Genomic DNA, 26,451 nt, shown 5'->3' with positions numbered 1-26,451 from the left:
CACAGGCAGTTTGTTTCCCGAGTGGCGCATGGCACGCTGAGCTCATGGAGCCTCTCGAACCGATGCGCTCGGTGAGCGTTCCCGCCGACACTTATGCGTCGACGCCGATCTGGAAGTCGGCGCCGGTCACCTTGGCAACGGTGGGCGTGTTTGCCTACGCATTGATGTCCACGAGAACCGGCGTCGTCGAAGTTGCACTTGGTGCGGTGATCGCGATCGCCGGCGCCGCCCTCTACTGCATGTCAGTGATGCGCACGATCAGAGAAAACTCGGGCAGCCGCGTACCTCTGCTCGGAACCCCACCCGTCTCGCCCCGTGACGTCGACCTGCTCGCCGCGGCCGGGATGCCCTTGATCATGGGCGGATCGTTGCTGGCCATTCGAGCAGCGGGCTGGACCTGGCCCTATCTCTACCTCGGACTGCTTGCCGTGATCATGGTTGCTGTCTATGTTCTTCCCGTGGTTGTGCACAACCGACGAACGCGGAAGCGAACTCACCGATCACAAACCCCGTGACGCGCTCGGGGACGTCGACGCAACATCACCAGCCCATTCACCGACGTCCCTAGTGGTGCGACCGGTTCACCCCCGGTGGAGTCGACTATGCGCTGGCGACCTTGTTACCAGGTTCGACAGGAATGTCGACCTTGCTGAACTGCAGCACACCGTCTTCGATCTCGGCGTCGTGCATCAGCTTGCGGTCGCGGTAGTAATTGTTGACCACTTTCCACGCGCCGCGGGCACCCTGACGCGGCATTTCTCCGTCGCCGCGCTGGATGTAGCCCGAGGTCAGGGCTCCGCCCATGAGAGATTCTTCGGCGAAGTCCTCGGGTTCTGCGTGAACCTCGAAAGTCGTGTAGCTGCGATCGCGCATGATCTTGAGCACGCGACACAGATAGGACGCGGCCAGGTCAGCCTTGAGCGTCCACGACGCGTTGGTGTAGCCGAGGATCATCAGGAAGTTCGGGATGTCGGAGTAGAGCACGCTCTTGTAGGCCACAGTCTCGTTGAGCTTGACCGGCTCGCCGTCGATGCTCATGGTCGCGCCGCCCAGAATCTGTACGTTCAAGCCGGTCGCCGTGACGATGACGTCGGCCTCGATTTCGCGGCCCGACTCGGTCACGATGCCCTTCTCGGTGAACGTGGCGATACGGTCGGTGACGATGTCGGCCTTGCCGCTCTTGAGCACCTTGAACAGGTCCCCGTTGGGAACCACGCACAGGCGCTGATCCCACGGGTTGTAGCTGGGAGTGAAGTGACGCAGGTCCACGTTCTTGCCGAGCTGCAGGCGGATCTGGGCGAGGAACAGCTTCTTGGCCAGCTTCGGGTTGGTGCGAGAAAGCTGAAAGCTGGCGCGTTGCAGTGCGATATTGCGGGCTCGACCGATCTTGTAAGCAATCTGGTCGGGAACGCGTGCGAGCTTGAGACCCTTGGCAACAGGGTCCTCGGACGGAAGCGCCTGGATCCACGTGGGCGAGCGCTGCAGCATGGTGACGTGACCGGCGGTGGGGGCCATCGACGGGATCAGCGTGATCGCGGTGGCGCCGGAACCGATGACCACTACCTTCTTTCCGGTGTAATCGAGATCCTCCGGCCAGTGCTGCGGGTGCACGATCTGACCGCGGAAGTCGTCCTCACCGGGGAAGGCGGGGCGGTAGCCCTTGTCGTAGTTGTAGTAACCACAGGCGCCGACGAGGACGTTCGCGGTCCACGTCTCGGTCTCCCCCGTCGACTCGACCAGGACGGTCACGGACCACTGCGCGGCGGTACGGTCGAAGTCCATAGACACGACCTTGCGGCCGAAGTTGATGTGGTCGGTGACGCCGTATTCCCTGGCGGTTTCCTCGACGTAGTCACGGATACTGGCGCCGTCTGCGAGCACTTTGGTGCCGATCCAAGGACGGAAACCGAATCCGAAGGTGAGCATGTCGGAGTCCGAACGGATGCCCGGGTACTTGAACAGGTCCCAGGTGCCACCGATGTTCTCGCGGCGCTCGAGGATCGCGTAAGTGCTTCCGGTCTGCTCACGAATGAGGTGGCAAGCCGCGCCGATTCCGGACAAGCCAGCGCCGATGATCAGTACGTCGACATGCTGTGTCATGGAGGAAACTCGTTTCGTAGGTCGTCGCGAAGCTACATCTGGCGTCGGCAGTGGCCGAGAACGATCGGCCGGTTCAGGCCGGGTTCCCTAAGGTCAGCGCCAATGTACAGGGTATGTGCAACTGGCGGTAACAGTCAATGTCTCGACCCGACTGGGCACAGAACATTGAGAGCGGGACGCACCGGCCTCGCGGAAACTCGATCGAGACGCCTGAATGCCTCGAGCCATTGGAGAGTCGTTCACATCGTCGACGGAACGTCCCATGGCTCGTCTACGCGGGATACTCGTCGCCCAAATATTCAGCGCCCTAGCATAATTCGCGGGCACACCATCAGGTGTCGGACGCGCGAGTCTCCATGGGCGGACGGACAACTGCGCTATCGCTGTCACCCTTCGTGCGCATCAGCGGAGAGGTCACTCCGATAACGAGCCCGCTGACGAAACCACGCTGAAACCAACGGTTTTGGATTCGCAACGAGGAAAACGGGCGGACTGGACCTCCACCGGTGATGTAGTCGCTATGACACACTCCAGCACAGTCACGGTGTACACCACTCATAGCGATCGAGGGTTCGCCAATGCAATCGCTGCCGGAATCAGCACCAGGGCCTATTCCGCGCCACAAACCGCAGACATGAGCCTGTTAAGGCACCACACCAGCGATCACGGTAGAGCGCTTGTTCTCCTACCACTCGGGGGCGTCGATTGGCACGAGAAGGAGCTTTCCACACTCGAGGGATCGGTCCTGGTCGGCGATCTCAGTAGCGGCCGCTCCATGATTCGGGGGCTTGCTGCGGGCGCCCACTCCGCGCTCAACTCTCAACTCCCGTTCGCATCGCTGCTCGATGAGCTGCAGGCCGCACTCAACCCCAATTCCACTCAACCTGCACACGAGAAGTCCTCGCTCGTACAACGCATCCGGTTGCGCACCGAAGAATCCGCACGAATCGGCAGTCTCACCGATCGCGAATTCGAGATCGTGGGTCTTCTCTACGGCGGTTCGAATGTCGACTCGATTGCTCGAACCGCCCACATCGCACCGACCACGGTTCGCGCCCACGTCCGAAGCATCCTGCAGAAACTGGGGGTGCACTCCCAACTGGAGGCATGCGCGATGCTCCGCCGCTCTGGTCACGACGCACGCAGACACCCACTGGAACTTCGGATCGGACGCTTCTAGCAGGAAGTGCCCCAGACACACTCGTTGAGATGGGTGCTACCCCTGATCGAACTCGACCTTCGCAAAGATCGTCAATTTTGACGATTCGACGACGTGTCCGGACGTCGAAAATTGGTTCCTACACGACACCGAAGACACGAGCGAACATCGAAAGGTGCATTCAATCAATGGAATACACACGCACAGTGCCGCGGCATCTCGTCCACAGACATGCTGTTGCCGAGGTTTTCTTGACGGACTACCGGATCGAATCGGACTCGGCGTACCAGGTTGCTGTGCAACTCCCGCTCTCGCACCGGATATTCGACGTATCGAGCGAGCAACACGATCCACTCGGGGTGGCAGAAGCATTTCGACAGGCAGTGGTGCTTCTCTGCCACACCCGATACGAGATTCCACTGCACTACAAGTTCCTCATGGAAACATTCAGCTTCGAGATGTTGGATGCGCTCGACGTGCAACCAGTCGCGGAGCCGTTGAGTTTCTCGATGACAGCGGACAACCTCACTCATCGCGACGGAGCGGTCTCGGGGGTCGAAGTGTCGGGGATCCTCAGAGAGGGCAACCGGCACGTCGCCAGATGCAAAGCTGTTGCGCGAGGAGTCAGCCCCGAGGGATACCGTCGAATTCGGCAAGGACGAGAAGACCACCGCCCGAGCCGGCGCATCCTTCCTTCCGGAACCGCGGTGGTCGGATCGGAGCGAGTCGGACGCCTAACCGATGGAGATGTGCTCATCAGCACTGATCCTGCTCGGCACACGATGTTCTGCACTCCCGATCCGCGCAACCACTCCCTTTTCGACCACCCCGTCGACCACATCCCAGGAATGATTCTTTTCGAGGCCGCCCGACAAGCGGTCCGATTCCACATCGGCAACCCAGCAACCAAGATCGCCTCACTCTCGGCGGTCTTTCCGAGGTTCACTGAATGGGAAACGCCGTGCGAGGTGTCAACGACCCTCCTTGACGCGTCAGGCCATGTGCACCGAGTTCGGTTCACTCAAGATCTGGAAACCACCGCGGAACTTGAACTTACAGTTGCGGACCAACTATGAGAGGGAACGAACACGTTCTGCTCGTCGCGTCATCCACGTCAAACGCTCGGTGGTTCCCACTCTCTCGGTGCAAGCGCCGCCAGTTGCATGACGTGCGCCAACTTGTCCTCGCGGACAATCGTTGGCAGCACCAAGTTCCACATCTGACTCAACCGCTCGTACAGATCGGTTCTGCCCGTAAGCATTTCCGAGAGAATCTGCACTCCGGTGAACGACCCCACCACAAATCGAGCCAACGCGTCGATATCGGTGCCCGGGACGATATCGCCGGCTTCGGCCGCTTGCGTTGCCACCTGCTTGATAGCCTCGATCCAATCGAGGTACGGCTGTTCGATGGGACCTTGAATACTGCCGATCTCCATCGTCAACCGCATGCCACCTCGCGCGATGGGCTCGGTCACAAGCTGCCGAGCCATCTCCTGCGAAACGAGCACCAGGGTTTCGACCGCGATGTCGGAATGCGCAGCAACCCGCCGGGTACCCTCCATCGCCATACCGTGCTGCGCTGCGATGACCGCGTGCGCAAGCTCCTCCTTCGACGCGAAATGAAAATACATCGCACCCTTGGACACGCCCCCGTGTTGCAAGATCGTGCCCAGACTGGCGGAGTACCCGAACTTCTCGAAGCTCTTCGCAGCACCCAAAATGACGGCCTGGCGCGTGAGGACCGCACGCTCCTGCATGATCTACCCAGCTCTCGTTGCCGACGGAATGAATCTCAACGATACGTCGAAAGACCCGGCAGCAACGCCCTCGACACGGACACACCGTGACGACTCTGGTACTCGGGGCCACTGGTTTCATCGGCTCAGCAGTGATGAACCAGCTGGTTTCCCGGAACGGAGACGCTGCAATCGGTTTCGTTCGCACGGACAGCGCAGCCAAACAACTCAGCCGCAACGGAATTGCCGCCACTATCGGTGACATCAACGAAAGCGCCTCTCTACGAGTTGCTATGAGCCAGGCGTCCACCGTCATCTGCTGCGTGTCGTACGTGGGCGACGACGAACAACAGTGCGTTCACGTCAACGAACACGGCATACGAAACGTTGCGTCGATCGCCGCCGCCGTCGGCGTCGAACGGCTGCTCTACGTCAGCACCGCCGCGGTGTACGGGCCAGGCCCGTTTCGAGACCTGCCCGTCAACGGCGCACCTCTCAAACCCCTCTCACCTGCCAGCCGCACGCGCGCCCTCGCCGAGGAGTTCGTGCGCGACGCCGGAGGCCTCGTCGTCCGGCCCCATCTCGTGTACGGACCCGGCGACAGATGGTTTCTGCCGACACTGACGCGAATCGTCTCTCGACTCGACTCGATCATCGACAATGGTAGCGCGATCCTGTCAGTAGTCGACGTAAACCTACTCGCCCGATCTATCTACAAACTGTCGACAGAACAGCAATTTCGCTACGGCTCAACACTTCACGTCAACGAACCTGTCCCGCGGACAGTCATCGACCTTCTCGAGCATCATGCGCGCGAGACCAATTGGACTCTGCCCCAAAGCTCTATCCCCCGCGCCGACGCAGTGAAAGTTGCCGCCCAGCTGGGTCTCGACATGCACAAGATAGACATGATCAGTCTCGATCACTGGTTTCGGTCGAGACTGTACTGATGGCACAAAGGTTGCTCTCGCCAAAATAACTGCCTCCCAAACTTTTCAGTTCTCATTCGGGATCATCCTGCGCAATGAGCAGGACCTATTGCGCTGTCACTACAGACGAACAGTGCGAGCTCTGATGGACGAAAACAATGACTGCACAATGACGGCAGTGGTCGCGCCCACCAACAATGGCCGCGTTCACGCGACTGGCAGCAGCCGGGGGTTCCCTTCCGTCCACCTTCGCCGCCGAATGCAGCGTGTGACGATCTACGTCGTGCGCGACGAAACGGCCAGGAACTCTGAAATCACGGGAGAAACCTCTCCATCTCGCCGACCTCGGCTACCGTCATCTGAACCAGAAAACGGGAGAACAGATGCTCACTGCGGATATTTTGCTGTCGGGACCGCGCGGGCGCCGGATGCTGCTCGCGTACGCGATCGACGCCGAACGCGCCCTGCGGCCCGAGCCAGGCGACGGCATGTTCCGCATCAGCGCTCACCGGGCGGCTTATCACCTCGACGTCAGGCAAGGCACCTCCCGAGTGTTGTTCGGCCCGGGCGCCGAAGAGGCCCGGCGGACAATAGTCACCGCCGAGGATGTGGCGCGTAGCCTCTCGGAAATCTCGCTCCCCGACGTCACCGCCGTCGATCTACGCTCCGCCCTCGCAGAAGCCGTCGATGCGGCACGCTACTGGCAGGAACCCGACGGAGAAGACGTCCTCGTCGCCACCGAGGTTATGCAAGATGAGCTTCGACGCGTCGCGGAGCACATTGCCGGCTCCGAATGCGCGCGGTGGTGGTCAACCTCGCTCGCCTCATCCGACCAAGGGTCGATCATGAGCAGAGGTGAGGAATCTCCGGACACAGACGAAGTGCCTGCTGCGCAACAACTCCTCAGCGAGTGGCGCACGAGCACCCTGGAATCGGAAGCGAGAGCTGAACGTGACCGCCCGGTGGATCCCGCGGCGAACTGGTCAGGTTATTGGTGGTCGAATCCACCCACTCAGGGTTCGACGAGGGCGCTGTTCGACGGGACTCCGGCGGGCTTGTGGTTCGTCGAAGACAGCATGGGATGGGAACGGGTCGTCGTGCGAGCATTGCGGCCACCGACTGGCGCACGCATCTACGAGATCGACAGCGCACAAGCCTGGTCGGATCTGTGCAGACGGTTCCCACTCGAGGTCACCGCGGAGAAGCGGCACGATTGGTACCGGACGACCGACCGATCAGGCAGGTGGGTCATCCCGGACTGGGTGCAGGTCGCGGAAAGTTTTGAGGGAGTGCACCTTACCGTGACGGGATACCTGGCGGCGGCAGGAATCGCGATCGAGGTCGATGCCGACACGGCGAGCGTCATCGCGGGCTGGGCACCCGACGAAACATACTGGTTCACCGATGCTGCCACCTACATCTCCGAGCCGTGTGTTTGGGTGCTGCACGACGGCCCGGAAGTGACCGACCAGCCCGCATGGACGCTGGAATCGCAGCAATGACCCACACGTGAGGGTCTGCTAGGCATGAGATTCCGTGAGGAATCGATCGCAGTTGCCCTCCGGGTCGGGTCAACCTCAACGGCCTACCGATTTGCACCCGGCCCATCCCCGACTGGTGGATCGGAGCCGGAAGTCGACAATGAGGGCATGAACGAGACACAACCCCACAACCTCGAACGAGAGCGCTGGCGCACGCTGCCAACTCCACCGTCGACCGAGTTGATCGAGATGGTCGGGGACGGACCTTCGAGCGCAGACTTCGACCCGACTGCACCAGTGGCACAGCAGGGGTGAGACAGTCACGACATTCCGGTATCCCGCAGGGTGATGTTCAGCCGCCCGGACGGCAGACCAATGTCGGGAATTGCACTTCCCGCAATAACTTTCGGCACTCCGTGATACGCGAACCGAGACTCCCCACCGAAGACGAAGAGATCACCCGAATGGAGTTCGACGTCGGTGTACGGCTTGTTCCGGTTCTCGGAATTCCCGAATCGAAAGACACAACTCTGCCCGACGCTCAGTGAGACGACGGGAGCGTCGCAGCGCTCGTCCTTGTCCTGATGCATACCCATCCGAGCGCCCTCGTCATAGAAATTGATCAGCGCAGTGTCCGGCGTGTACCGCTCCCCCACAGTCGGATCATCATAGGCCGCGGCAACTGCGCTACGGCCGAGGCCAACGAGCCAGTCGGGCACAGCGGCAACCGGTTCACCGTTCACGTCGTCGGCGGTGCGCGTGTATTTGTACGGCTGCCAGTGCCAACCGAGACAGACTGTTTGCACCGACATCTTGTGCCCACCAGGGACGACGGCCGAGCGCATCGGCACGGGCGCGGTCGCCCACCGTCGGCACTCGGCCACCAAGGTGCGCTGTTGTTCGATGCTGAGCCAATCCGGAACGAGAATCGCCCCTGGCGCCACTTCCATTCGTGGCCGAGGAATCAGAGCGTTCATGAAATCCACGCTAATCGGTTTCGAAGCATTGACACCCTCCGCCTAGGCTCGTATCGTAATCAACAGATTGGTTGATAAAGGAGATGATTGACAAGTGATCGTGGATCCAGGGGCAGACGAGCGCCTCGACAAAGCGTTCATGGCGCTTGCCGACCCGGTACGACGGCGGATCATCGCCCGCCTGAGCACCGGCCCCCACACGGTCAACGAGTTGGCCGAGCCATTCGAGATCACGAAACAGGCCGTCTCCAAACATATTCAGGTACTCGAAGCCGCGGGTTTGGTCACTCGCAGCCGCGAAGCCCAGAGGCGGCCGGTACATCTCAACGCCGCAACTCTCGAGGCTTTGACCGCCTGGATCGACCGCTATCGACTGATCCACGAACAACAGTTCCGCAAGCTCGATCACCTACTCAGCACCACACAGAAGGAGACTTAGCCATGGCTACCACCAATCCCGTCAGCATCACGGCTCCTGAGGGCGTGCCGTACATCGACATCACCCGCGAATTCGACGCACCCGTCAGTGCCGTCTTCGCAGCTCATTCGAATCCCGAACTGGTCAAGCAGTGGCTCGGCCCCAACGGATACGAGATGGAAATCGACGAATACGAGTTCGTGAGCGGCGGTCGATACAAGTACGTCCATCGCAACCCCGAGGGCGAAGAGTTCCGGTTCAACGGTGTATTTCACGTTGTTCGCGAGAACGACTTTGCCATCCAAACCTTCGAATACGAGGGATTTCCCGACGTCGTCAGCATCGAATCGATCACGTTCGAGGACCTGGGCAACGGACGCACCCGCCTCTCCGGCCATTCCGTATATCCGAGCCTCGAAGCGCGAGACGGAATGATCGAGAGCAATATGGAGCTCGGCGTCACCGAAGGTTACGAACGCCTGGACAAGATCGTCGCGCAACTCTGACCACCTGTTTGCCCGAACCTCTTCAGCGAAAGGCAGTTTCATGGACTGGACCCTCGAAGTAGTCATCGTTCCCGTCAGTGACCTCGACCGCTCCATCGAGTTCTACCGTGACAAGGTCGGTTTCGATCTCGACCACCACACCGTCAACGAACACATGACGGTCGCCCAGCTCACTCCGCGTGGTTCGGGCTGCTCGATCGTCATCGGCAACCTGCCGTCGCAAACCGAGATGGCCCCTGGTTCGTTGAAGGGATTGCAGTTGGTCGTGGCCGACGCTGCAACGGCTCGCCAAGAGCTCATCGACCGCGGCGTCGATGCCAGTGAGGTCACCGTCTTCGACGAGCGCGACGGGGGCACCTTCTTCGGATTCGCCGACCCGGACGGCAATACCTGGGCTGTCCAGCAGCTGAAGGTCCGCGGCGACAAGCCGCTCATTCCGAAGGAGTACCGCGACCGCTTCGGCGCGTAGCAACTGCCTTCCAGGCTGCGTAACCTTCGGGCATGCAGACGGCACAAGGGCGATAGCCGGCCGCAATCGCGGTCGGCTCGTCCGCGAAGAACACCCGACTGGCGACATACCCACCACGCGCGATTGCCTGCGCAGCCCCTCGACAGTCGAGTCGACCGTAGATCTTCGTTTTCCGGTGCCCACCAAGCACACCGGGCGTCGAACTCTCGTAGGGTTTGTTGCGAGCGTCGCGGAGAGTGTACGTTTTACTCGGCATCATGAAGCACCAATCCCAATGTTCGACGCGTGCCGGAGTGCACCACACTGACACCATGTCGCACAGGGGCTCTCGACCACCCCCGCGAACTCTGCACCGGTCGATCCCGCGTGGTGAAGATCAACGCGTGACCTTGCTCGAGAACTGTCACCGTCCCTTTCGACTGGGCACGCGGCCGCTGTTCCACGAGCAAGAACTCGCCGCCGGCGTGGTCGATGCGAGGTCTGTCGAGCCCGATCACGACTTGCAAGGGAAACACCAACTCTCCGTACAAGTCCCGATGCAATGCATTCCAGTCACCAGGTCCGTAGGACAGAAGGATCGGAGTAGGGCGATTCTGACCGGCGTCGTGACACTGATCGATCCATTCTTCGAATGAATCCGGCCACGGTGCACCCTCGCCCAGCTTGAACGCCCACTCCCGCGCCACGGGCAGCAGGTGTCGGTAGAAGGCGGATCGCATAGCCGTGATCGGCTCCGGTACGGGATCGCCGAAGTACCGGTACTCCCCCTGGCCGAAGCGGTATCGAGCCATGTCGGTGGTGCTCCGGAACCGGTCGACGTCCGAGTACCAGGAAGCAATTTCGCGGCACTCCGACTCGTCGAGTATCGGCGCCGTCTGGGCACACCCACTGGAGTTGATTCCCTCGATCAGCGCAGGCCAATCGAGGGAATCAACTCGAGCAGACAGATCGGTGAAGAGGTCCATACGTCGTAGACGACGCGGCGGTCAGGAATGTGAGAATGCCAGCAGCTGGTCAGCCAGATTGTTGTACGTACGGGCGATCCCGGCATAACTGAGCACGGGTTCCGGATTCCAGGTCCCGATCTTCCCCGCCCTTACTGCGGGCAAGTTGGACCACGCGGGATTGGTGCCGAGTGTATCCAGTTGCAAACTGGACGGGCGATCGTCGAGGAAGATCATGTCGGCCGGATAGTGGTCCGCCATCTCCCAAGCCAGTTTCTCGACGTAGACCGACGATCCCTCGGCCGGATCGACGACGGCAAGTCCCAATCCCGCCAGGTCTGCGAGGATCGGGAATCCCGAAAGACTGACACGGATCGTGTCCGGATCTGCGGAGGCGAACAAAACCTGTGAATTATTCAGCGAAGAAGCAACTTCGGAGATCCGCGCACGCGCAGCGTCGTAGTCTTTTCGCTGAGCCTTTATATCCTGGTCCGCTCCGAGTTCCACGGCCAGTTCCACGATCTCTTGTACGGTTCGGTCGATGGTTCCTGCTGCCGTTTCCACGAACAGTACTGTCGACAAGCCTTTCACCGCATCCAAGTTCGCCTCGTCTAGTAGTGCCGAACCACGCAACTGAGGGACGATGACGACGTCCGGCTCCAGCGCAGCGATCTTCTCGAGTTCCACTTGTCCCCAGAGCTGCCCGACCATGTCGGTCTTCGAGAAATCCAAGTTGCCGGAGATGCTGGTGTCCGTTGATCCCGGTGATCGTGTCAGCGCCCCGAAAACACCGACAGGCACCAGTCCGTAATCCCAGAGAGCACCCGCAATACCGGTGTAGGTGACAAATGTCCTTGGCGGTGAATCCAATTCGATCAGGTTGCCGCGATCATCGGTGAAGGACCAGCCTGCATCGCCTTCGCCCCCGGCGTCTGCGTCCGAACGCGAGCAACCGGCCGCTGCCAGCGCAGCAGCCAATCCTGCTGCAGCGCCGAGGAACCTGCGGCGATTCCAGTCCATCTCGAGACGCCGGTGCGGTCGTGGAGTGAACAGCGTGGTCATGTGTGTGCCCTTTCGGCGATTGGTTGAACTGTTGCAGGAGTTGACGAACGAGAAAAGAGAAGGATCGACACCAAACCCGTGAGCATTCCGACGCCGGCACAGAAGACCAACGGCCACAGCAAGGCGAACTCGTCCGGACCGACGAAGAGCGAGCCGCACAACGCAATTCCGACGGCAAGCCCGAATTGACGCGACGAGTTGGCTGTCGCCGAAGCCGTCCCGGCGCGCTCTGCCGGGGCGTCCGACATCGCGGCACCCGGCAGCACCGGCGACACCATCGCGGAACCGACACCGGTCAGAATCAGCCCGGCGATCAGCGCGGGCCAGACCGGCTCGGCGAGGACGTACAGCATGGCCACGCAACCGATTCCGCAGAGAACCGTCCCGAATCCGAGCGACAGTCGAAGGTCGACTCGCTGAAGCCGTGATCCACACAGCGCCGACACGAAGACAAAAGCGAGCGGTTGAATCGAGAGCACGAGTGCGGCCGCCGATGCCGACAGTTCCAGCCCGTTCTGCAGCCACAATGAAAGGACTACGAGCGGGCCGTAGGCCGCGAGGTAGTACCCGAACGCAGCGACGAGGACGCCGTCGAATTTCAGGGATCGGAACAATGCCGGATCGAGCATCGGACTGCTGCCTCGACGCTGCCAGGACACAAACGCCGTCAGCGCACCGATTGCGATCAGGAAGGCAAGAACTGTCGACGACGAAGCCCACCCGATGTCGCCGCCCCACGTCACGCCGAGAACCGCGGCAACGGCAGCGAGGGTGAACAAAACGATTCCGGCCCAGTCGATGTTGTCGTCGCCGCGCTCACTGTCGGCGAAACAGAACACAGCCATTGCGAGCGCTACTGCGGCCACGGGGATTCCGAAATAGAAGACCGCACGCCAGTCGAAGAACTGCGTCAGCAGCCCTCCTGCAACGTTCCCGATTCCCGCCGCCAATCCAGCGACGGCGCCCCACGCAGCAAAGGCGACGTGACGATCGCGGCCCGAATATGCGTCGCCGAGCAGAGGCAGGAGCGTCGCGAACATCGCCGCACCGGCAATTCCTTGCGCGCCGCGAGCAACGACCAGAACCGTGACGTCCGGAGCAATCGCGCACACGGCCGTTGCAACCAGGAACACGACCAGTCCGCAGATGTAGAGGCGTTTACGTCCCCACGCATCGCCGAGTGCGCCCATGCCCACCAGAAGCGCAGCAAGAGCCAGCGTGTAGGCGTCGACGACCCAGGACATCGCGCCCGTACTGCCGTCCAAACCGACTGCGATGGCCGGCACTGCGATTGTCGTGATGGTGGCGTACGTCAGTAACAGGAAAGTTCCGATGCATGCGGCGATGAGCGGCAGCCATCGTCGTGCCGACATGGTCAACCTCCGGATAGGGCGGTAAGTGCGCCCTAACTATGGAGGTTCAAGTCAACTTGAAGTCAAGCGCCGCTTCGACGCGTATGTCGAGCTGCTCGAGCAACCACGGGCACTGCATCGGACGCTCTTGCCGACACGTCAGGTGATGCTCGAGGATCAGTTTCGCTCGCGTAGCAGCGGCGATCTGCGCCTCGAGTGTCGACACTTGATCTGCGAGAACCGTCGAGAACTGGTCGGACGTGGTGTCGGTTTCGATGAAGGACCGCACCTGTTCCAAGGACATTCCCGTCTCGGTGTACATCCGGATCAATGCCAGCCGGCGCAGCTCACGCTGCCCGTACCAGCGTTTGCCGCCAGTTCGCGACCGCGCGGACAGCAGTCCTTCGTCCTCGTAATAGCGCAAGGTCGAAGCCGCAATTCCGAACGATTTTGCAACCTCGCCGATCGGGATCAAGTGCTCACGCATTCACCGATCGTAGGCTGAACGCGTAGGCGGTTCCGGCAGTTATGTGTGACTTGGCATACTGACTAACGGAAGGGGTCGCGTAAGTGATCTCACGGCAAAATGCTGGATGCGCTCGTTGAACGAGGGAGAGCTGTGCTGGATCCAACGCGACCTGTCGGGCCGTACTCGTCAGGAGTGCCCGCCACTGCCCTCGAAGTCCACATGCCGGACCTCGAACGCTTCGGCCTCGCCCAGTTGTGGCGTTCCGCGATCATCGCCGTCGTGTTGTCGACGTCGATCATGCTGGCACTGATCGTGCGGCCTTTCCGCAAGCGTGGACGCACGTGGGCTGACGCTGCCTCTGACGGGATGGTCGACGGCTTCATCGCGCTGGGTCCCACCTTCGTCAAGCTCGGTCAACTGGTCGCGTCGTCGTCCGGCCTGTTCCCGGCCCCCGTCGCCAATGCATGCCTACGTTGCCTCGACGACGTTCCGTCATTTCCTGCCGAGCAGGCCAGAAGCGTCGTGCACGAGGACCTCGGATACTCCGTAGACGACCTGTTCGCGAAATTCGACGACGTACCTCTCGCGGCCGCGTCGGTAGCGCAGGTACACGCGTGCGTTCTGCACGATGGCCGCGAAGCCGTCATCAAGATCCAGCGTCCGGACATCTATGCGCGGATGCTGATCGACCTGCGGGCGGCGTACTGGGGTGCGAACATCCTCGAGAAGTTTGTCGAGTTCCTTCGAATTGCCAATGCCACCGCCATCATTCGCGATCTGCACAATGCAACGATGACGGAGTTGAACAGCGCGGTCGAGGCCGACCGGCAGACCACATTCCGGAACAACATCAGCACATTCGGTGACAACAAAGGAGTCACGACACCGGAGGTGTACTGGGACTACTGTGGTCCCCGCGTCATCTGTATGGAACGCATGCGCGGCGTTCCACTGGATCGGTTCGTCGCCGGTCCGGACGGCATCGACGAAGCCCGCATGCTGATCCGACGCGGAGTGAAGGTCTGGCTCGAATCGGTCATCGTTCACGGTCCGTTCCACGGAGATGTCCACGCGGGAAATTTGTGGGTCCTCGACGACGGCCGGATAGCGATGCTCGACTTCGGCATCGTCGGCGTCCTTCCCGAGACCTGGAGATCCATCCTTTCCGACATGTTCCGAGCCACCCTCATCGACGGTGATTTCGCCCGTGTCGCCCGCGGAATTCGATCCTTGGGATATGCAACTGACTACGAAGTCGACGACGATCAGCTCGGTATGCAGGTCGCAACGGCCCTGGCCCCGATTCTCGGCCGTGACCTCGGTGAACTCAAGCTCAGTGAATTGATCATGGCACTGATTCAATTGGGCAAGCAGTGGGGTGTTGCGAGTCCCGAGGAATTGGTTCTTTTCGGTAAACAACTCGGATACTTCGAGCGATATGCGACGGCGTTGGCACCTGGTTGGGTGATCGGACAAGACCTTTATCTGTTCAAGAACGTTTTTCCAGAGGCAGTCGCCGAAAAGGTGCAGGAACTCGGCATCACCATGCCTGACGAATAAATTTGTCCCCTATTTCCTTATTCTGCATTTCGTCTGTCGGGGTTAGCCTGTAATGACCCACCGGCCGAGGAGCAAATGTGCAGCCACTTTCTGTAGCCCTCCCGCAAGCGTCGACAGGTCCGAGGAATAACGGGCCGAGTGTCGGCACCACCCTCGGCGCCCTCATGCATTCCACGGACAAGTCCGTGATCGAACTTCTGGAAAGCCCGGATGGACTCGATGTCGAAATCCGTTCGATCGCCCTCGTCGAGTCCTCCGATATCGACGGCACCGACAGCCGTGGTGCGATCTCCGACATCTACCTCCCCGTAGGGGTTCCCGAATCGACGTTGACGCAGTGGCTGCGAAAGTTCGAAGGCAGGCCGGCGAGGCGTCGCCCGAAGCTTCTGCTCGTCAAGAATGCGCGCGAGGCGACGACGGTTCTCACCGCCGCACGTAACATCGGGATCGCAGTGGCCGCGGTACATCCGCAGGCTAGTTCCGGGCACGTCTATTCGCTCGTACTACGGCTTCTGACACAGAGCATGTACCGTTCGCGGGCCGTCGCAGGAGCTGTGGCCGGTGGTGATTCGGATCTGTTCGCGCTCTCGGAAACGATCGCCGAATTGACTGGCGGACTCGTGACGATCGACGACACGGCACTCCATGTCATCGCATATTCCTCTGCTCACGAAGGCGAAGACGAACTCCGTCAGCTCTCCATACTCGGCCGGGAGTGGCCGATCGAATACACCGAATGGATAGAGAGCATAGGCGTGTTCGAGCATCTCAGGCGATCGGACGAGGTCATCAGTCTGCCCTCCGAGCCGAGCATCGGCGCCGCGCAGAGGCTGGCTGTGAGCATCACCCGCCCGGACCTGTCAGCGCCGACGGGTTCTGTTGCACACCAACACAATCTCGGCAGCATCTGGGTGCAGCGCACCTCTGAACCTCTTTCCCACGACGCCCAAGCGGTATTGCGGGGTGCAGCGGCGGTCGCCGCACGCATTCTCATGCGTACCTTGGACGCCTCCAGCCGCGAGAATGCCCAAGTGCAAAGGCTGTTCGGTGTTCGCTCCGGTGGGGTCGACATGCACTCGCTGGCCGGTTCTTTCGGCATCAACACCGACGGACCGTCTGCGGTCATCGGATTTGCGACATCACTCTCACCCGGATCGAATCTCGATCGAATCACCAACGCCTTGCGCCTGCGCGCCAGCGCATTCCGCAGCGACGCGGTCACGACGATCATCGACAACCGGATCTACGTATTGTTCCCTCAGGCCGACCACGAGGTCGCTGTCAGCGACTGGGCTTACGACACCGTGCGAGTAGTCGAGGACCGTGCGGGCATCAGCGTGCGCGCCGCAGTCGCGGTCCCGATCGCGCGGTTGCACGGCGTACCCGAGGCGCGTCGAGAGGTGGACCGCGTGCTCGATACCACCGATGATCACGAAACCTCGAAGGTCACCACACTCGCGGCGTCACGCACCGCGGTATTGCTGGGCGAGATACTCGACCTCGTTGCCGATCACGAGCGATTGCGAGACCCTCGTATCGACAGACTCGTCTCCTACGACGACAAGAACACCTCTGACATGCAGTTCACGCTCACGGCCTACCTGACAGCTTTCGGGGATGTGAAGAAGGCCGCCTCGTCTCTGAAAGTACATCCGAACACGCTGCGCTACCGCATTCGGCGCGCTGAACAGATCATGGGCATTTCGTTGGACGAGCCGGACACACGACTGCTCACCGAACTGCAACTCGCCATCTTGGGACGAACCCCGGACGAATCCGAAAAATACGAAACGTCCGATCAGTGAGATGGGCCTCGAGCCCGTCCTGAACTCTCGAGTAGACAACTGAGGTAGCCGAAGAACAACTCTCACCTCAGGAGACAACTTGCGCACTCGTGGAGCCGTCATTCGCCAAGCACCAGGCACATACGAGGTGGTCGACCTCGAACTCGATTCACCCCGCAGCGGCGAACTCACTGTCAAGATGGTCGCCTCCGGCCTGTGCCACTCGGACGATCACATCGCCAGCGGCGACCACGGAGTCGGCCGCTATCCCATCTGCGGCGGACACGAAGGCGCCGGAATCGTCGTCGAGGTCGGGCCGAACACCGAAGGATGGTCCGAGGGCGATCATGTCGTGTTCTCGTTCCTCGCCGCCTGCGGCCGCTGCCGTTGGTGTGCAAGCGGAATCCAGAACCTCTGCGACAACGGTGCTGCCATCATGACCGGCAGCAGGCCCGGCGAAACCTCTAGTTACAGAATGTCTCTCGACGGTCAGCCAGTCGCACAAACCTGCGGCCTGTCCACCTTCAGTGAATACACCACGGTCAGCACTCTCTCGGCCGTGAAAGTCGACAAGCACCTGCCGCTCGACGCTTTGTGTCTGCTCGGCTGCGGCGTCGGAACCGGTTGGGGCGCCGCGGTCAACTCCGCTCAGGTGTACCCCGGGCAGACCGTCATCGTCATGGGAGTCGGCGGAATCGGAATCAACGCGGTACAGGGCGCCTCGCATGCCGGCGCCGCCCACGTGATCGCGGTGGACCCGGTTGCGTTCAAGCGCGACAGTGCATTGAAATTGGGGGCGACCCATGCCGTGGCCACCATGGAGGAAGCCACGGACATCGCGCGCTCGTTCACCAACGGCCAGGGCGCGGATTCCGCCATCGTCACCGTCGGCGTCACCACCGGAGAACATGTCGCGCAGGCGTTCTCGTCAATCCGCAAAGCAGGAACTTGCGTCGTCACCGGTCTCGGGAAGATGACGGACATCGGCATTCCCGTGAGCCTGATGGAACTCACCTTGTACCAGAAGAGAATTCAAGGATCCTTGTTCGGCGCATCCAATCCCACTGCCGACATTCCCTGGATGATCGATCTCTATACCAGCGGCAAGCTCGAACTCGACGGACTCATCACCAACCGGTACAGCCTCGACCAGATCAACGACGGTTTCGCCGACATGCATGCCGGTCGCAACCTGCGCGGAATCATCACCTTCTGAGCGAGTTCTCTCCGGACTTGACGCATACGCCAGTCCGGAGAGATCCTCACATCTGCGTCACCAGGCGTTCATGGTGTCGAGAATTTGTCCTCTGGCCATCCACAATTCAGCAGACCAATACGGCCAGGAGTGAATCCCGGCGGGCGGAAAGCTGTACGTCGCTGGGATTCCCATGGATTTCAGACGAATCTCGAATGCACGCGCATGCACCCACGAGAGCGCCTCCAGCCCCATACCCGTCGCCGTGTGGAAGTAATCGATCGGCGCAGACGGATGATCGTACGGTCCCGGGATGCCGTTGGACGACGAAATGTACATCGACAGTCCGCGAAGCGATTCCGCGTTGACGAACGGGTCGTTGCGAAGCCACCCGGATGACCACGGCGGGCCCCACATCGAATCGACGTTGTACCGGCCGGCGTCGAACATGGCTACGCGGATCGCCTCACGCATACCCGGGCCCGAGATATTGATGTAGCCGGACAGCGAGCCCGCGAACTTGAACTGATCCCGATGATGCCCCGCCAGGTTCAACGCGGCACTGCCGCCCATCGACAACCCGATGATCGCATTGTTGGTTGGTGAAACACCATACCCTGCAAGGAAGTCCGGAAGCTCGCGTGTGAGAAATGTTTCCCACCTGTACGTTATGGGCTGAGCATTGAAATTGGACGGCGCGTACCAGTCCGTGTAGAAACTCGACTCACCGCCGACCGGCATCACCAACGTGATGTTGTCGTTGCGGTACTGATCGAGTGCGTTGGTTTCGAAACTCCAAGCATTCCTGTCGTTTTGCGCGCGAAGACCGTCAAGTAGGTACAACGCGGCGTTGCCGCCCCGCGCGGCCCACTGCACCTGAACCTTGATGTTTCCCATCGAAGACGGGACCCACAACTCGTCGTAACCACCCCATGGCGCCGTGTGCGCCGGAGTAGCGCTCGCGGCGGTCGGACCGAACATGCCGCCGAGGAGGAATATCGACAACAACGCCGCTACGAGCACCCGCGCCCGCCGTGTATTGCGTTCGGGCAACCTGAATCTGATTCTCTGCAAGGTTGTGTCTTTCCCCGAAACTGCGCATCAAGAAACTCGCTTCGGTAAGTGCATCGTCGGTTCCACTGTCGACGTGTTTGTCCCTTTCCGGGGGCTCCGGTGTTACAAAGTCGAGGTCATCGCAACAATCGGACAACTGTCGTGCCGAGCGAATCCAGGTGGCGAAAAGCACAATTCACGAAGCACGCTGAATGCGCTCACTCAGCCGAGTGACGAAGCGATCGCAACACGACCTGCTGCAGCACACGCTTGGTCCTGCATTCCGTCCGGTGCACCACCGACACCGATGCCGGCGATCGACGCGGATCCAGCCTTCACAGTGACTCCACCTGCAAGGAAGAGAGTGCCGGGGAGGTCGGCGATGGTCGATCCCTCGCCTTTGGTACGCTGCGAGAGGTCACTGGTGTCGGCTCCGAAAGCTGCAGAGGTGTAAGCCTTCTCACGTGAGGCCTCCACCGTGTGCTGGGCTGCGTTGTCGCCGCGCACCATGGCGATGACATTTCCCGCACGGTCGACGACGGAGACGGTGACAAATCCGAGCCCGTCCGCCCGGCATTTCGCCAGGGCCGCACCAGCAGCCTTCACTGCTGCGTCGGCGCTGAGTCGATTCTGAGTGACAATCGCCGAATCGCCGGTCGCAGCAGGCTGCTGCGTGGCAGAAATCGACGTCGTGCTCGATGCGTTCGCCACCGGTGTGTCGGTGGTCGAGCACGCGGCGCTGGCAAGGATTGCGACAACCGGAACGGCGACAGCGAGCGTACGGGAAAGTCGTGTGTAAATGCGGTGGTTCATGTCGGGCACACTTTCAGTCGAATGGTTCGAAACCGTCCACTACAGCGTCGCGTCCGAGTGCGGGTGCGCACATCGGGCGCTCGGGTGACGAACCGTGCCCCGTCTGGTTGTGCAGATATCATCCGAATGGTTGATACGACGGCCTGGCACCCTCCGTAATATTCGAGGGATGAGTAACGGAGCCATGAACGCCGACGCCGAACTCGGCCTGCGCGGCCCGTTGGCATATGCGATCCACGCGTCGTTCTTCGTACTGCTGTCCACGTCAGGAGTCCGGTACGTCACAGTCCACGGGACCAGCGGTCGGTTCGGGGTGGTACTCGTCCTGGCCGTGGTCCTCGCCTTGCTCTACGCCGTCATGGCTACGGTGTCTTCGCGAGATGTGGTTCGCCAACGACTGTGGATGTGGCCGGTACTGAGCACCTGGGCAGCGCTGGTCTGGCTTGCGCCGAGTTTCGCGTGGTGTGCGTTCCCCGTTCTCTTCCTCTGTATTCGTCTGTACCCGAGCAAGATCGCCTACCCCCTCGTCGGGATCCTGGGCGTCCTCGCCGGAATCGCGTTCTACCGAGTCACCGGTCGTGCCGAATTGGTGACACTGCTCGGACCTCTGTGCACCGCGGCACTGGTCGCGGCAGCGTACGGGCAGATGGAACGAGATGCCCGAGAACGCCTTCGGCTTCTACGTCAGGTAGCAGAAGCGCAATCTGCATTGGCAGATACCGAACGTGCTGCCGGCGTTGCCGCAGAGCGAGAGCGCCTCGCGCGCGAAATCCACGACACCGTTACTCAGGGACTGGCGAGCGCTCTTCTACGACTCGAGGCAGCCGAACAAACTTGGAATACAACGGGTTCGCCGTCTCGAGCCGATGTCGATGCCGCAGCAGAGAACATCCGAACGAGCTTGATGCAGAGTCGCGACCTCGTCCACGATCTGGCACCGGCCAAGGGCGGTACGGGCGACTTCGACGCCTTGGTCGTGGCCGCCGCCCGCCAGTTCGTCCCGACCGTTCGGATCCGCACCGTCGGTGAAGCCGTCATCTTGCCCTCGGACGTAGCTCATGCCATCGTGCGAGTGGTCTCGAGCGCGTCCTCCAACATCGCCCGCCACGCTCGCGCCGAAACGGCGGGCGTGACGATCACGTATCTCGACGACTCCGTCTCCGTGGACATCTTCGACGACGGCGTCGGCTTCGATCCGGGAAAGCTCGCCGACCATTCTCGGTACGGTGGATACGGCCTACGTGCGATGCGAAGTCGCATCGCACAGCTCGGCGGATCGTTCACCGTGGAAAGTGCACCGGGAGACGGCACCGTCGTCGCGGCCCAGTTCCCTCTCGAACGGAGGATCCGGTGACCACCACCATTCGCGTGTTCCTCGTCGACGATCATCTGGTCGTGCGAGCCGGGCTGAGAGCGCTGCTGAACACTCAGCCGGACGTCGAAGTAGTCGGCGAAGCATCGTCCGGCGAGGAGGCGGCCACGGCGATACCGTCGGCCTCACCGGATCTGGTGATGATGGATCTGGACATGGGCACCGGCATGCACGGTGCAGAAGCGATCAAACACCTGCGAAGCGACGGTGTCGATGTTCCCGTACTGGTTTTCACGACGTACGACACCGACGCCGACGTCGTGCGAGCCGTCGACGCCGGTGCCATCGGCTACCTACTCAAGGACTCAACGCCCGACGAGATCTTCGGCGCGGTGCGCGGCGCGGTAGCCGGGCGCAGCGTTCTCTCTCCCACTGTGGCCTCTCGTCTTGTCCAGCAGATGCAGCGCCCGCAGGAAGCGCTCACCGCCCGTGAGTCCGAACTGCTCAGCCTGCTCGCCGAGGGGATGACCAACCGCGAGCTGGGTAAGGCACTCTTCATCAGCGAAGCGACGGTGAAAACCCATCTTGGGCACATCTACGCCAAGCTCGGCGTCGAAACCCGCTCTGCCGCAGTGTCCGTCGCATTGCGCCGCGACGGAATACGCTGACCCGCCCGCCCGCGCAGGCTCTACTTGATCGAAGATCCGTGCTTCGTCAACGGCATGACCTCGATGGTCATGTACGGGAACAGCGGGAGGTTCCAGAGAATCTCATGGAGTTCGTCAGCCGACTCGACGTCGAAGATGCTGATGTTGCTGAACTGTCCCACAATTCGCCACAGATGCACCCACTTTCCCTGTCGCTGAAGGTCTTGCGAGTACGCCTTCTCCGTTGCGACGGTATCGGCGCGTACTTCCGGATCCAGGTCGCGCGGAATATCGACGTCCATTCGAACGTGAAAGAGTGCCATGTTCTTCTATCCTCTAGTTCCTGGTCCAGGTCTTGACGGCGTCCATGTTCAGTTCGACTCCCAGTCCAGGTCCGGCGGGGAGGTGCAACTGACCCTCGGAATACTTCAGGGGTTCCTGAAGCAACTCTTCGCTGAAGAGCAGCGGGCCGAAAAGCTCTGTTCCGAAGTTGATTCCAGGCTCGGCGCACGCGAAGTGCAACGAAGCGGCGGTGCCGATCGGGCCTTCGATGGACGTCGCACCGTGGCACGCGATACCGGCGGCCTTGGCAATTGCGACGATGTCGCGGCTGCGCTGGAGGCCACCACACTTGGTGGTCTTGAGGGCGATGACATCGGCGGCGCTCCGGCGGGCGATTTCGAGAGCGTCGTGTGGGGTCTGCACACTCTCGTCGGCCATGATCGGAATCGGTAGTAGCCTGCTGAGTTCGGCGAGGACCTCGATTTGGTCTGCCGGAGTGGGCTGTTCGATCAGTTCGACTCCACCGTCTGCGAGTTGTGGCAGGTACCGCAGCGCCGTGAAGCGATCCCACCGCGCGTTGACGTCGACGCGGACGCCGGCGTGGCCGTCGAGCGCCTGCGCGATGCTGACGATGCGCGCGACGTCGACCGCCGGGTCGAGTGCTCCCATTTTGAGTTTGAAGCTGAAATTGAGCCGTGATTCGAGCTTTTCGTGAGCTTCTTCGATGATCTCGTCCGCCGGCGCAGCACCCAGTGCCCACGTGACGTCGACACTCTCGCGGAAAGCCCCGCCGAGGAGCGTGTGCACGGGGACTCCCAGGCTACGAGCCCAGGCGTCGTGCAACGCCACGTCGACGGCGGCCTTCGCGAATCGTGCATTGGCAACAACTTTTTCGATGTCGGCCATGATCGCGGTGATCTGATCCACACGCCTGCCGACCACCACCGGCGCGATGTACTTCTCGATGATGACCTGCATCGTCTCCACCGATTCGCCGCCCCACCACGGACCGCCCGGAACGACACCTTCGCCATATCCGATAACACCGTCGGATGTGCGAATCGCGACCAGCAATAACGGCTGCGCCGTCATCGACGTGGTGGCGAACTTGTGGGGGCGGACCAAAGGAACGTCGAGGATGGTCGTCTCGATGGAGACGATCGACAGGTCTGTCATCAAATCACTTTCTTTCGAACAGTTGTGGATCAGGCCGGGTCGAGCACGAAGTCGTACGTGACCCGGTTGATTCCATCGGCACCCGGCTTCGGATCGAGAATCAGTTCGGGCTTCGTGGCAGTTGCCACGTCGTTCTCGATCCACTCACCGTCCTTGAAATAGAGCTGCGTAGTGATCGTGCGCTTGCCGGGTGCCTTCACCATGAGGTGCAGGTGAGCCGGACGCCACGGGTGCCAGCCGGCCTTCTCGATGAACCAACCGGTGGGGCCGTCGGTCGGGATCTGGTACGGCGCAGGCTGAATCGTGGTGATCTCGAACCGTCCCGCTCCGTCGGTCACGATCGTTCCGCGGAGGTTCCCGTCGGGGATGTGCGGCGCGAAATGGGAGTAGTAGCCCTCGTCGTCCGCATGCCACAGCTCGACGGTGGCCCCATCCAACCCGTTGCCGTCGAGATCGCGAACCTGGCCCTCGAAGACCAGCTTCGATCCAACCTCGTTGTCACGCATCGGAAGTTCACACTTGGATGGCAACGTCTTGGCGTCGGCGACGTAGTAGGGGCCCTCGATGCTTCCCTTGGTGCCGTGCTGGCCGCGGTACGCAACCTCCTCGACGTTGTGCTCGAGGAAGACGTCCAGCCACAGGGGCCACTCGCCGAACTGGCCGATGTCGATGAGCCACTGCTTGAGTACGCGGTACTCGGGGTAGGTGATGCCGTGCTTGTCGATGACGCCGGCAAGTGACTCGAGCACGTCCTTGGCGATGGCCGAGACGCGCTCGGGCGGGGTGTCCGCGCTGACTCGTTCCTGGAGGAACTTGTCGGTGGCGGCCGTGCCCGAACCTACTGCGGTGGGGCTCTCGGAAGTGGTCATGTGGTCCTCCTCGGGGCCGTATGTGGCTGTTACCGGGTGGGTGCCGTACTGCTGGGCTGAGTCGGCTTCCCAAGTCTGGTTGTACGCTGTGCGTACATCTGTTACGCTCTGCGTACGCTTGTACTGTGCGCCCAGTCACAAGGTTTGTCAACCTTCGAGGGCACTGATCAGGCATACCCGCAGATGAAAGGTCATTCCGTGAGCGAGAACGATCGCGATTACATCCAGAGCATCGAGCGTGGATTCGCTGTGCTGATGGCCTTCGACGAGAAGAACCCCAACCCGTCGCTCGCAGATCTTGCCGCCGAAACGGGCCTCTCCCGCCCCGCGGTCCGGCGTATCCTCCTCACCCTGCAGAAACTCGGATACGTCACCGGCAACAACAGTCGGTGGTCGCTCACCCCGCGCGTTCTAAGCATCGGCCAGCACTTCTCGGCATCACATGCCCTGACCGAGGCGGCGCTCCCCCGCCTGCTGGAGATCGCAGAACACACCCACGAGTCGGCGTCGCTCGGGGTCCTCGACGGCGTCGACGTGGTCTACGCCGCGCGAGTACCCGTACGCCGGATCATGAGCATCAACGTCAGCGTCGGTACCAGAGTGCCTGCATATGCGACCTCCATGGGCCGCGCCCTGCTAGCTTGGGCGCCAACCGAAATCGTCGACAAAGTCATCGCGAACTCCACGTTCGACGCCCTCACACCCACCACGATCACCGACGAAGGCGCATTCCACACCGCACTTCGAGTGGTGCGCGAGCAGGGTTATGCACTCACGTCCGAGGAACTGGAAGACGGCCTGATTTCCCTCGCCGCCCCCGTCCGCGACGCCGGCGGAAGCGTCGTCGGTGTGGCAGCGTGTTCTACCTCGGCCGGACGCACAACCCCGGAAGCCTTTCGCGCCGACGTCGCACCGTTCCTCGTCGAGAAGGCGAATCAGCTCAGCGCGGACATGGGATACCGGAGCTAACTTCTCAATACTTCGGAAGGCAACACACCGTACTTACGCCGAAAAGACGACGCGAATCGTCCGGTGTGCGTAAAACCCCATCTCACAGCGACATCGGTGACCGTCGTCGAGTCGTCGGCATCCACCAGATCTGCGTGGACCCGCTCGAGGCGGATGTCGAGCAGGCATTCCGACGGACTCCGGCCCACGTACTGCCGAAATCCCTCCTGCAATCTCCGTACGCTGACGCCCGCCACCTCGGCCATCTCTGCTGCGGTCCACACGCGCGCCGGGTCGTCGTGCATCTCGTCGAGCACCCGCTTGACGATGCGTGGCCTGGCATGTCGCACCGCGTCCTCACTTTCGGGCATTGCAGCGAGGACGAATGCCGTGACCACGGCACCGGAGAGCTGAGCTGCCACCAGTTCGTTGTGCAGCACGCCGACCGGGCCGAGGATCTGATCCGACAGTGAGCGAACAAATTTCAGCCATCTGGCTCCGTCGTCTCCCCGAAGATCCACCTGATCAGGCAAGTGCATTCCGGGCCGGCCGAGTACCTTCTCCATCTCGCGGTCGAGGTACTGACGGTCCATCCGGACTCCGACAATTTCGCAGTCCGCGCTCCACCGCGTGATTCTTGTGGTGATGTCGGGCGGACACACCGTCGCAACGCCCTCCGTCGAGAGCACGTGCGAGCCCGCGAACACCGACTCGAGCTCGCCCGAGAGCGGGATGTTCACCCCGTAGGCACCGGGATGCTCGGATTCGACCGCGACGTCTGCTCCCCATCGAATATGAGCGATCCTCAGCGGTCCCAACTCGGCGGTGCACACCCCGACTCCGCTGGCCGCGTGCCGTGACAACGGCGTGAGCGTGTGCGGAAAATAGGCGTCCGAAACCGCATCACACGCCTCGTCCCAGTCGCGGGGAGCTGTACCGATCTTGGAGTCGACCATCGTCCTTCTTCACCTTCCAAACCCGTGACCAGCCACATTGCCGAGCATGAGCGCTGAACATCATTGAACACTGTGTCCCCGGTCACTTCCAAGAGGAAACGGATACAGGCTTCGATCGGGTGCGCAATCCGGATAGACACCGCGCTGTACGGATCGACCGAACGCCGCGCTCGCCGTACGTTCGTCTTCACTCCCGGCGCGAGTCGTCCAGCACCTCCGCCTCCCGCACTTCGCGGCACCCTCACTCACCAG

Annotated in this window: 29 protein-coding genes; 15 read left to right on the top strand and 14 right to left on the bottom strand. The window is 61.4% G+C overall.

Going from position 1 to position 26,451, the window contains the following annotated elements; translation table 11 throughout:
- Positions 1–44: 44 nt before the first annotated feature.
- A complete protein-coding gene (locus tag B0E55_RS13085; RefSeq protein ID WP_070385227.1) occupies positions 45–515 on the top strand; it encodes a hypothetical protein in 471 nt (156 codons plus the stop codon).
- 85 nt (positions 516–600) lie between these two features.
- On the opposite strand, the gene B0E55_RS13080 is transcribed toward B0E55_RS13085, so the two are convergent.
- Positions 601–2,100 (bottom strand): flavin-containing monooxygenase, encoded by a 1,500-nt coding sequence (locus tag B0E55_RS13080; protein WP_080909850.1) that lies wholly within the window; start codon positions 2,098–2,100, stop codon positions 601–603.
- A 520-nt stretch (positions 2,101–2,620) separates the two neighbouring features.
- On the opposite strand from B0E55_RS13080, the gene B0E55_RS13075 reads away from it, so the two are divergent.
- Complete coding sequence (locus tag B0E55_RS13075; RefSeq protein ID WP_080909849.1) at positions 2,621–3,280, top strand: helix-turn-helix transcriptional regulator; 660 nt, start codon at positions 2,621–2,623, stop codon at positions 3,278–3,280.
- A gap of 167 nt (positions 3,281–3,447) precedes the next feature.
- Positions 3,448–4,335, top strand: coding sequence for a ScbA/BarX family gamma-butyrolactone biosynthesis protein (locus B0E55_RS13070; protein ID WP_080909848.1), 888 nt, complete (start codon positions 3,448–3,450; stop codon positions 4,333–4,335).
- A 38-nt stretch (positions 4,336–4,373) separates the two neighbouring features.
- On the opposite strand, the gene B0E55_RS13065 is transcribed toward B0E55_RS13070, so the two are convergent.
- Positions 4,374–5,018: a ScbR family autoregulator-binding transcription factor gene (locus tag B0E55_RS13065; RefSeq protein ID WP_019745609.1), complete on the bottom strand. Its 645-nt coding sequence runs from the start codon at positions 5,016–5,018 to the stop codon at positions 4,374–4,376.
- Between the two features lie 86 nt (positions 5,019–5,104).
- Between B0E55_RS13065 and B0E55_RS13060 the strand changes: the two genes are divergently transcribed.
- The 3 genes from B0E55_RS13060 (at position 5,105) to B0E55_RS31895 (ending at position 7,722) form a co-directional block, all read left to right on the top strand.
- Complete coding sequence (locus B0E55_RS13060; RefSeq protein WP_080909847.1) at positions 5,105–5,947, top strand: NAD-dependent epimerase/dehydratase family protein; 843 nt, start codon at positions 5,105–5,107, stop codon at positions 5,945–5,947.
- Between the two features lie 362 nt (positions 5,948–6,309).
- Positions 6,310–7,428, top strand: a complete 1,119-nt coding sequence (locus tag B0E55_RS13055) for a hypothetical protein (protein ID WP_080909846.1) — start codon at positions 6,310–6,312, stop codon at positions 7,426–7,428.
- 147 nt (positions 7,429–7,575) lie between these two features.
- Entirely contained in the window at positions 7,576–7,722 is a 147-nt protein-coding gene (locus B0E55_RS31895) for a hypothetical protein (RefSeq protein ID WP_189637336.1), read from the top strand.
- A 5-nt stretch (positions 7,723–7,727) separates the two neighbouring features.
- Here B0E55_RS31895 and B0E55_RS13045 read toward each other — a convergent pair whose 3' ends face one another.
- On the bottom strand, positions 7,728–8,384 hold the full coding sequence (locus B0E55_RS13045) for an alpha-ketoglutarate-dependent dioxygenase AlkB family protein (protein WP_080909935.1): 657 nt from the start codon (positions 8,382–8,384) through the stop codon (positions 7,728–7,730).
- A gap of 94 nt (positions 8,385–8,478) precedes the next feature.
- Between B0E55_RS13045 and B0E55_RS13040 the strand changes: the two genes are divergently transcribed.
- The 3 genes from B0E55_RS13040 to B0E55_RS13030 are packed head-to-tail and all read left to right on the top strand — an operon-like array spanning position 8,479 to position 9,777.
- Positions 8,479–8,823, top strand: a complete 345-nt coding sequence (locus tag B0E55_RS13040; protein WP_029256427.1) for an ArsR/SmtB family transcription factor — start codon at positions 8,479–8,481, stop codon at positions 8,821–8,823.
- A gap of 2 nt (positions 8,824–8,825) precedes the next feature.
- The gene (locus B0E55_RS13035; protein WP_029256428.1) at positions 8,826–9,308 is read left to right on the top strand and encodes an SRPBCC family protein; all 483 of its coding nucleotides are present in this window, start codon (positions 8,826–8,828) and stop codon (positions 9,306–9,308) included.
- 40 nt (positions 9,309–9,348) lie between these two features.
- Complete coding sequence (locus B0E55_RS13030) at positions 9,349–9,777, top strand: VOC family protein (RefSeq protein ID WP_021345757.1); 429 nt, start codon at positions 9,349–9,351, stop codon at positions 9,775–9,777.
- Here the strand turns inward: B0E55_RS13030 and B0E55_RS13025 are convergent.
- From B0E55_RS13025 to B0E55_RS13005, 5 genes are read right to left on the bottom strand one after another with little or no spacing between them, the layout of a single operon-like run.
- Entirely contained in the window at positions 9,740–10,033 is a 294-nt protein-coding gene (locus B0E55_RS13025) for an Ada metal-binding domain-containing protein (RefSeq protein ID WP_078377346.1), read from the bottom strand. The two genes, B0E55_RS13030 and B0E55_RS13025, sit on opposite strands and share 38 nt — an antisense overlap.
- Positions 10,023–10,742, bottom strand: coding sequence for a 2OG-Fe(II) oxygenase (locus B0E55_RS13020; RefSeq protein ID WP_080909844.1), 720 nt, complete (start codon positions 10,740–10,742; stop codon positions 10,023–10,025). The genes B0E55_RS13025 and B0E55_RS13020 overlap by 11 nt, the downstream gene beginning before the upstream one ends.
- A gap of 21 nt (positions 10,743–10,763) precedes the next feature.
- A complete protein-coding gene (locus B0E55_RS13015; protein ID WP_080909843.1) occupies positions 10,764–11,783 on the bottom strand; it encodes an ABC transporter substrate-binding protein in 1,020 nt (339 codons plus the stop codon).
- Complete coding sequence (locus B0E55_RS13010; protein ID WP_021331794.1) at positions 11,780–13,156, bottom strand: MFS transporter; 1,377 nt, start codon at positions 13,154–13,156, stop codon at positions 11,780–11,782. The genes B0E55_RS13015 and B0E55_RS13010 overlap by 4 nt, the downstream gene beginning before the upstream one ends.
- A 46-nt stretch (positions 13,157–13,202) precedes the next feature.
- Complete coding sequence (locus tag B0E55_RS13005) at positions 13,203–13,622, bottom strand: MerR family transcriptional regulator (RefSeq protein ID WP_007729752.1); 420 nt, start codon at positions 13,620–13,622, stop codon at positions 13,203–13,205.
- A 132-nt stretch (positions 13,623–13,754) separates the two neighbouring features.
- On the opposite strand from B0E55_RS13005, the gene B0E55_RS13000 reads away from it, so the two are divergent.
- The 3 genes from B0E55_RS13000 (at position 13,755) to B0E55_RS12990 (ending at position 18,164) form a co-directional block, all read left to right on the top strand.
- Entirely contained in the window at positions 13,755–15,164 is a 1,410-nt protein-coding gene (locus B0E55_RS13000) for an ABC1 kinase family protein (protein ID WP_080909842.1), read from the top strand.
- Between the two features lie 77 nt (positions 15,165–15,241).
- Positions 15,242–16,969 (top strand): PucR family transcriptional regulator, encoded by a 1,728-nt coding sequence (locus tag B0E55_RS12995; RefSeq protein ID WP_020971027.1) that lies wholly within the window; start codon positions 15,242–15,244, stop codon positions 16,967–16,969.
- 79 nt (positions 16,970–17,048) lie between these two features.
- Positions 17,049–18,164, top strand: a complete 1,116-nt coding sequence (locus tag B0E55_RS12990) for an NDMA-dependent alcohol dehydrogenase (RefSeq protein WP_021331791.1) — start codon at positions 17,049–17,051, stop codon at positions 18,162–18,164.
- Positions 18,165–18,221: 57 nt separating this feature from the next.
- On the opposite strand, the gene B0E55_RS12985 is transcribed toward B0E55_RS12990, so the two are convergent.
- Both B0E55_RS12985 and B0E55_RS12980 read right to left on the bottom strand, forming a co-directional pair.
- Positions 18,222–19,217 carry an alpha/beta hydrolase gene (locus tag B0E55_RS12985; RefSeq protein ID WP_020971029.1) on the bottom strand — a complete coding sequence of 332 codons (996 nt, stop codon included), beginning with the start codon at positions 19,215–19,217 and terminating at the stop codon, positions 18,222–18,224.
- Positions 19,218–19,418: 201 nt separating this feature from the next.
- A complete protein-coding gene (locus B0E55_RS12980; protein WP_070795569.1) occupies positions 19,419–20,009 on the bottom strand; it encodes a GlcG/HbpS family heme-binding protein in 591 nt (196 codons plus the stop codon).
- 184 nt (positions 20,010–20,193) lie between these two features.
- Here B0E55_RS12980 and B0E55_RS12975 point away from each other — a divergent pair, with 184 nt between their 5' ends.
- Together B0E55_RS12975 and B0E55_RS12970 are read left to right on the top strand one after the other, a co-directional pair.
- Complete coding sequence (locus B0E55_RS12975; RefSeq protein ID WP_020971031.1) at positions 20,194–21,363, top strand: sensor histidine kinase; 1,170 nt, start codon at positions 20,194–20,196, stop codon at positions 21,361–21,363.
- Positions 21,360–21,989, top strand: a complete 630-nt coding sequence (locus tag B0E55_RS12970; RefSeq protein ID WP_080909841.1) for a response regulator — start codon at positions 21,360–21,362, stop codon at positions 21,987–21,989. Before B0E55_RS12975 ends, B0E55_RS12970 begins: the two co-directional genes overlap by 4 nt.
- A 20-nt stretch (positions 21,990–22,009) precedes the next feature.
- Here the strand turns inward: B0E55_RS12970 and catC are convergent, their stop codons facing one another.
- The 3 genes from catC to catA are packed head-to-tail and all read right to left on the bottom strand — an operon-like array spanning position 22,010 to position 24,295.
- Positions 22,010–22,291: a muconolactone Delta-isomerase gene (gene catC, locus B0E55_RS12965; RefSeq protein ID WP_020909384.1), complete on the bottom strand. Its 282-nt coding sequence runs from the start codon at positions 22,289–22,291 to the stop codon at positions 22,010–22,012.
- Positions 22,292–22,304: 13 nt separating this feature from the next.
- Entirely contained in the window at positions 22,305–23,426 is a 1,122-nt protein-coding gene (locus tag B0E55_RS12960) for a muconate/chloromuconate family cycloisomerase (protein ID WP_019745627.1), read from the bottom strand.
- Between the two features lie 29 nt (positions 23,427–23,455).
- Positions 23,456–24,295: a catechol 1,2-dioxygenase gene (gene catA / locus B0E55_RS12955; protein ID WP_080909840.1), complete on the bottom strand. Its 840-nt coding sequence runs from the start codon at positions 24,293–24,295 to the stop codon at positions 23,456–23,458.
- Between the two features lie 198 nt (positions 24,296–24,493).
- Between catA and B0E55_RS12950 the strand changes: the two genes are divergently transcribed.
- Complete coding sequence (locus B0E55_RS12950) at positions 24,494–25,264, top strand: IclR family transcriptional regulator (RefSeq protein ID WP_029537119.1); 771 nt, start codon at positions 24,494–24,496, stop codon at positions 25,262–25,264.
- Here the strand turns inward: B0E55_RS12950 and B0E55_RS12945 are convergent.
- Positions 25,261–26,199 carry an AraC family transcriptional regulator gene (locus B0E55_RS12945; RefSeq protein WP_047889028.1) on the bottom strand — a complete coding sequence of 313 codons (939 nt, stop codon included), beginning with the start codon at positions 26,197–26,199 and terminating at the stop codon, positions 25,261–25,263. The genes B0E55_RS12950 and B0E55_RS12945 overlap by 4 nt on opposite strands.
- Positions 26,200–26,451 lie beyond the last annotated feature (252 nt).

The organism is Rhodococcus sp. 66b, from assembly GCF_002076325.1.
Lineage (GTDB): Bacteria > Actinomycetota > Actinomycetes > Mycobacteriales > Mycobacteriaceae > Rhodococcus_F > Rhodococcus_F erythropolis.
The sequence above is the reverse complement of the archived record's forward strand: the minus strand, read 5'-3'. Positions and strand labels throughout refer to the sequence as shown.

Coding starts and splice junctions, on each gene's coding strand:
- B0E55_RS13085 (WP_070385227.1), top strand. CDS start 45: ATGGAGCCTCTCGAACCGATGCGCTCGGTGAGCGTTCCCGCCGACACT.
- B0E55_RS13080 (WP_080909850.1), bottom strand. CDS start 2,100: ATGACACAGCATGTCGACGTACTGATCATCGGCGCTGGCTTGTCCGGA.
- B0E55_RS13075 (WP_080909849.1), top strand. CDS start 2,621: ATGACACACTCCAGCACAGTCACGGTGTACACCACTCATAGCGATCGA.
- B0E55_RS13070 (WP_080909848.1), top strand. CDS start 3,448: ATGGAATACACACGCACAGTGCCGCGGCATCTCGTCCACAGACATGCT.
- B0E55_RS13065 (WP_019745609.1), bottom strand. CDS start 5,018: ATGCAGGAGCGTGCGGTCCTCACGCGCCAGGCCGTCATTTTGGGTGCT.
- B0E55_RS13055 (WP_080909846.1), top strand. CDS start 6,310: ATGCTCACTGCGGATATTTTGCTGTCGGGACCGCGCGGGCGCCGGATG.
- B0E55_RS31895 (WP_189637336.1), top strand. CDS start 7,576: ATGAACGAGACACAACCCCACAACCTCGAACGAGAGCGCTGGCGCACG.
- B0E55_RS13045 (WP_080909935.1), bottom strand. CDS start 8,384: ATGAACGCTCTGATTCCTCGGCCACGAATGGAAGTGGCGCCAGGGGCG.
- B0E55_RS13035 (WP_029256428.1), top strand. CDS start 8,826: ATGGCTACCACCAATCCCGTCAGCATCACGGCTCCTGAGGGCGTGCCG.
- B0E55_RS13030 (WP_021345757.1), top strand. CDS start 9,349: ATGGACTGGACCCTCGAAGTAGTCATCGTTCCCGTCAGTGACCTCGAC.
- B0E55_RS13025 (WP_078377346.1), bottom strand. CDS start 10,033: ATGCCGAGTAAAACGTACACTCTCCGCGACGCTCGCAACAAACCCTAC.
- B0E55_RS13020 (WP_080909844.1), bottom strand. CDS start 10,742: ATGGACCTCTTCACCGATCTGTCTGCTCGAGTTGATTCCCTCGATTGG.
- B0E55_RS13015 (WP_080909843.1), bottom strand. CDS start 11,783: ATGACCACGCTGTTCACTCCACGACCGCACCGGCGTCTCGAGATGGAC.
- B0E55_RS13010 (WP_021331794.1), bottom strand. CDS start 13,156: ATGTCGGCACGACGATGGCTGCCGCTCATCGCCGCATGCATCGGAACT.
- B0E55_RS13005 (WP_007729752.1), bottom strand. CDS start 13,622: ATGCGTGAGCACTTGATCCCGATCGGCGAGGTTGCAAAATCGTTCGGA.
- B0E55_RS12980 (WP_070795569.1), bottom strand. CDS start 20,009: ATGAACCACCGCATTTACACACGACTTTCCCGTACGCTCGCTGTCGCC.
- B0E55_RS12975 (WP_020971031.1), top strand. CDS start 20,194: ATGAACGCCGACGCCGAACTCGGCCTGCGCGGCCCGTTGGCATATGCG.
- catC (WP_020909384.1), bottom strand. CDS start 22,291: ATGGCACTCTTTCACGTTCGAATGGACGTCGATATTCCGCGCGACCTG.
- B0E55_RS12960 (WP_019745627.1), bottom strand. CDS start 23,426: ATGACAGACCTGTCGATCGTCTCCATCGAGACGACCATCCTCGACGTT.
- catA (WP_080909840.1), bottom strand. CDS start 24,295: ATGACCACTTCCGAGAGCCCCACCGCAGTAGGTTCGGGCACGGCCGCC.
- B0E55_RS12945 (WP_047889028.1), bottom strand. CDS start 26,199: ATGGTCGACTCCAAGATCGGTACAGCTCCCCGCGACTGGGACGAGGCG.